Annotated in this window: 4 protein-coding genes and 1 pseudogene; all 5 read right to left on the bottom strand. The window is 59.8% G+C overall.

Translation table 11 applies throughout. The features are described 5' to 3' along the window. The coding region (locus ACIP1X_RS27885) for a UDP-3-O-acyl-N-acetylglucosamine deacetylase (protein ID WP_400755879.1) at positions 1-352 on the bottom strand (352 nt) is incomplete at its 3' end. 112 nt (positions 353-464) lie between these two features. Then, the gene (gene ftsZ / locus ACIP1X_RS27890; RefSeq protein WP_400755880.1) at positions 465-1,661 is read right to left on the bottom strand and encodes a cell division protein FtsZ; all 1,197 of its coding nucleotides are present in this window, start codon (positions 1,659-1,661) and stop codon (positions 465-467) included. 69 nt (positions 1,662-1,730) lie between these two features. After that, positions 1,731-2,990 (bottom strand): cell division protein FtsA, encoded by a 1,260-nt coding sequence (gene ftsA / locus ACIP1X_RS27895; protein ID WP_053123630.1) that lies wholly within the window; start codon positions 2,988-2,990, stop codon positions 1,731-1,733. Positions 2,991-3,005: 15 nt separating this feature from the next. After that, a complete protein-coding gene (locus tag ACIP1X_RS27900) occupies positions 3,006-3,872 on the bottom strand; it encodes a cell division protein FtsQ/DivIB (RefSeq protein WP_053123632.1) in 867 nt (288 codons plus the stop codon). Positions 3,873-3,876: 4 nt separating this feature from the next. Next, a pseudogene (locus ACIP1X_RS27905) lies at positions 3,877-4,364 on the bottom strand (D-alanine--D-alanine ligase); the annotation flags it as partial.

Here is a 4,364-nt window from a genome sequence, read left to right on the forward strand (position 1 = left end):
CTGCCGATTGAATCAGGAATACGAAGGGTCCAGCGCTGCCATCCATGATCGGGACTTCGGACGCGGAGAGCTCGACGTAGGCGTTATCGATGCCCAGGCCAGCCATGGCCGAGAGCAAGTGCTCTACCGTGTCCACTTTGACGTCGCCATTGATCAGCGTCGTCGACATAGTGGTTTCACCGACGTTTTCCGCGCGGGCAGGGATCTGCACCACAGGGTCGAGGTCAGCGCGACAAAACACAATGCCAGTGTCGACAGGCGCAGGCTTGAGAGTCAGATAGACCTTCTCACCGGAGTGCAGGCCTACACCTGTGGCACGGATAATATTTTTCAGTGTGCGTTGTTTAATCATGGCTTGGGCCGCTTCAGCGCAAATTGCGAACTGGTATCAACAAAGGCTGGCGATAATAGCAGACCGAGCCTTTGCTGAACACCAATCACCTTCATAGCCCTGATACATTCCATCAATCGGCCTGACGACGCAGGAATGCCGGGATGTCCAGGTAGTCCAGGTCATCTTGCGGATTCATCTTCGCGGCAGCCGCAGCACCGGCCTGAGCCTGGTTGCGCATGACGGTCGGACGATCCAGATCACGGTAATTAACCGCAGGCGCTTCCTGACGGGACGGAGCCGGTTGTTGTACCTGAGCGGTCGACATCGAGGTATGAACGGTATTGTCGATGACCTTCACAGGTTTCTCGATTTTTGCGCCCAGACCGGTAGCAACCACAGTCACGTGCAGCTCGTCGCGCATGTCCGGATCGATAACGGTACCGACCTTGACCATCGCATGCTCGGAAGCGAAGGCTTCGATGATCGAACCTACGTCGGAGTACTCACCCAGGGACAGGTCAGGACCGGCGGTGATGTTCACCAGAATGCCGCGTGCGCCTTGCAGGTTCACGTCTTCCAGCAGCGGGTTACGGATTGCCGCTTCGGTGGCTTCACGTGCACGGTTCGGACCGCTGGCGCAGCCAGTGCCCATCATTGCCATGCCCATTTCGCTCATCACGGTACGCACGTCGGCGAAGTCGACGTTGATCATGCCCGGACGCTTGATGATGTCGGAGATACCGCGAACGGCACCGGCCAGTACATCGTCAGCCTTGGCGAAAGCCGACAGCAGGCTGGCGTCTTTACCGAGGATGGTCAGCAGCTTCTCGTTAGGAATGGTGATCAACGAGTCGACGCTTTCGGACAGCATGCGGATGCCTTCATCGGCGATCTGCATACGCTTGCGGCCTTCGAACGGAAACGGACGAGTCACGACCGCAACGGTCAGAATGCCCATTTCCTTGGCCACTTCGGCGATGATCGGTGCAGCACCGGTACCGGTACCGCCGCCCATGCCAGTGGTGATGAACACCATGTTGGTGCCCTGCAGCACTTCGGCAATACGCTCGCGGTCTTCCAGAGCAGCCTGACGGCCGACTTCCGGGTTCGCGCCGGCGCCGAGGCCTTTGGTCACGCCAGTGCCCAGTTGCAGGATGGTACGTGCGCCGATGTTTTTCAGCGCTTGAGCATCGGTGTTGGCGCAGATGAATTCAACGCCTTCGATGTTGCTCTTGACCATGTGGTTGACAGCGTTGCCGCCGCCACCGCCGACACCGATAACTTTGATTACCGGGCTTGCGGGGATGTTGTCTACGAGTTCGAACATTTTCCCTCTCCTTACATTCTCTAGTTTTTTTCGCCTACTGCATGTTTGTTGCGGTGTTGCGGTAAAGCTTTAGAAGTTGCCTTGAACCCACTTCTTCAATCGGTCCAGCAACGGCGCCTGTGGCTCTTCGTTGCTGTAGCTGTCGCGGCTGCCGATGCCCGAGAACGAGATCCCGTCGGACTGCTTTTGCAGGCCGTACATCAACAAGCCAACGCCAGTGGAATAAATCGGGTTGCGTACCACGTCATCCAGACCTTTGACGCCGTGCGGCACGCCCAGACGAACCGGCATATGGAAGATTTCTTCGGCCAGTTCAGTCGCGCCTTCCATCTTCGAAGTACCGCCAGTCAGCACGATGCCGGCCGGGATCAGGTCTTCGTAGCCGCTGCGACGCAGCTCGGCCTGGATCAGCGTGAACAGTTCGTCGTAGCGCGGCTCGACCACTTCGGCCAGGGCCTGACGCGACAGTTCGCGCGGTGGACGGTCGCCGACGCTTGGCACCTTGATGGTTTCACCGGCACCGGCCAGTTTCGCCAGGGCGCAGGCGTAGCGGATTTTGATTTCTTCGGCGTACTGAGTCGGGGTGCGCAACGCCATGGCGATGTCGTTGGTCACCTGATCACCGGCAATCGGGATCACCGCGGTGTGACGGATCGCGCCTTCGGTGAAGATCGCGATGTCGGTAGTACCGCCGCCGATGTCGACCAGGCACACGCCCAGTTCTTTCTCGTCGTCGGTCAGTACCGAGTAGGCCGAGGCCAGTTGCTCGAGAATGATGTCGTCGATTTCCAGACCGCAGCGACGCACGCATTTTTCAATGTTCTGTGCAGCGTTGACGGCGCAGGTGACCACGTGAACCTTGGCTTCCAGACGCACGCCGGACATGCCCAGTGGCTCACGAACGCCTTCCTGGTTATCGATCACGTAATCCTGCGGCAGGGTGTGCAGCACGCGCTGGTCAGCCGGGATCGCTACAGCCTGAGCAGCGTCGAGTACGCGCTCAAGGTCGGCCGAGCTGACTTCGCGATCACGGATCGCGACGATGCCGTGGGAGTTCAGGCTGCGGATGTGATTGCCCGCCACGCCGACGAACGCCGAGTGAATGCGGCAGCCCGCCATCAGTTGGGCTTCTTCGATCGCACGCTGGATCGATTGCACGGTGGACTCGATGTTCACCACCACGCCCTTCTTCAGGCCACGGGACGGATGGGTACCGATCCCGACGATTTCCAGCGTGCCGTCGTCGGAGACCTCGCCGACCAGCGCCACCACCTTGGAGGTGCCGATATCGAGACCGACGATCATTTTGCCGCTTTGCACGTTTGCCATGGGTCCTGCCTCTTCTTAATTCTTTGCGACAGCGGGTTGGGCTGTCGTCGGCGCTACAGGTTCCCGCCAGCCAACAGCGAGGCCGTTGGCGTAGCGCAGATCGATGCGCGCAATGTTCGTAATCTGGTCTTTAAGCGTCTTGTCATAGATGGCGATAAAGCGGCGCATCTTTTCCACCAAATTGCCGCGTCCCAGCAGCAGCTCGATGCCGGGGCCGGAACTGCCGGCACCGGTGGTCAGGAACCAGCTCCCGCGTTCACGCAATTCCAGGCGTGCAATCGAGAAGCCCAACGGCCGCAGCATCTGGCTCAGCACCTGATACTGCTGCATCACTTGCTGCTGGGCCCGTTGAGGACCGAACAGCTGTGGCAGGTGTTCGTAGTTCGCCAGTTCCTTTGGCGTAAACGCCTGGCCCTGGTTGTTCAGCAACGACTCGTCGCCCCAACGCGCTACCGGCAATTGCTCTTCGAGGCGGATCACCACTTGATCCGGCCACACCCGACGTACTTCGGCATGGGCGATCCAGGGCATCTGCTCAAGCTCGGTGCGCATCCCGGCCAGGTCGATGGTGAAGAAGCTCGACGCCACGTATGGGGCGATGCGCTGCTGCACTGCTTGCTGGCTGATGTAGCTCAGGTCGCCCTGCACGGCGATCTTGGTGATCGGCCGGTCGGCGTACGGCAGCAAACGCGTTGCCCCTTCGTACGTACCAAAGCCCAGCACAACCAGCAGCACCGGCCAGAACAGGCTTTTCAGAAAACCAAAATTGGCTTTCGGCAGGCGCGCGGACATCGGCTCTTTCGCCACCATTCGGCTGGCACCCCGCGGTACCGGCTTGCGGCCGGGTGCGGGTGGCTGATGTCTGAGCTGAGCGCCTTGCATGGTCTTAACCTCGCGCCTCTTGGGTGACTGCGCCTTCAACACTGGCGGCCAGAATGGCCAGTACCAGTTGCTGGAAATCCAGACCGGCAGCACGGGCCGCCATCGGCACCAGACTGTGATCGGTCATGCCCGGTGCGGTGTTCACTTCCAGGAACCAGAACTGCCCGTCGGCGTCCTGCATCACGTCCGCCCTGCCCCAACCGGCAATCCCCAGCGCCTCACTGGCCTTGGCCGTGAGATCCATGAGTTCCTGTTCCTTGGCGGCATCCAGCCCGCACGGAATGCGGTACTGGGTATCGTTGGCGATGTACTTGGCGTCGTAGTCGTAAAACGTGTGCGGTGTACCCAGGGCGATTGGAGGCAACACCTGGTCACGCAGGGTGGCGATGGTGAACTCCGGACCTTGAATCCATTGCTCAACCAACACTTTCGAATCTTAGGTACAGGCCGCTTTCCATGCGTCGATCAACTCGGACGCAGAAATCAATTTGG

Origin of the sequence: Pseudomonas sp. NPDC088885, from assembly GCF_044750025.1 — a bacterium.
In the GTDB taxonomy this organism is placed as follows: Bacteria; Pseudomonadota; Gammaproteobacteria; order Pseudomonadales; family Pseudomonadaceae; genus Aquipseudomonas; species Aquipseudomonas rustica.

Excerpts from the sequence above, each read along its gene's own strand:
- ftsZ (WP_400755880.1), bottom strand. The coding sequence starts at position 1,661 with ATGTTCGAACTCGTAGACAACATCCCCGCAAGCCCGGTAATCAAAGTT.
- ftsA (WP_053123630.1), bottom strand. The coding sequence starts at position 2,990 with ATGGCAAACGTGCAAAGCGGCAAAATGATCGTCGGTCTCGATATCGGC.
- ACIP1X_RS27900 (WP_053123632.1), bottom strand. The coding sequence starts at position 3,872 with ATGCAAGGCGCTCAGCTCAGACATCAGCCACCCGCACCCGGCCGCAAG.